This is a genomic window from Paenarthrobacter aurescens (assembly GCF_025421775.1).
GTDB lineage: Bacteria > Actinomycetota > Actinomycetes > Actinomycetales > Micrococcaceae > Arthrobacter > Arthrobacter aurescens_B.
This window is the reverse complement of sequence record NZ_JAOEFX010000837.1, coordinates 1-228: the sequence shown is the minus strand read 5'-3', so window position 1 is coordinate 228 and position 228 is coordinate 1. Positions and strand designations below refer to the sequence as shown.

The following is a 228-nucleotide window of genomic DNA, read 5'->3' as shown; positions in this document are numbered from 1 at the left end:
CATGGAGTAGCTGGGCTGGTGGATGAGCAGCGGGGTTCCGAGTTCCTTCTGGATCCGGGCGGCTTCCAGGGTCTTCTCCGGAGTGTAGGAGGAGATGCCGGCGTAGAGCGCCTTCCCCGAGCTCACTGCATAGTCCAGGGCGCCCATGGTCTCTTCCAGCGGCGTCTCCGCATCCGGACGGTGGCTGAAGAATATGACCACATATTCCAGGCCCTTACGTTCCAGGGA

Annotated in this window: 1 protein-coding gene; it reads right to left on the bottom strand. The window is 61.8% G+C overall.

The features are described from left to right. A partial coding sequence (locus N7568_RS25775; RefSeq protein ID WP_261612438.1) for an aldo/keto reductase occupies positions 1 to 228 on the bottom strand: 228 nt, incomplete at both ends.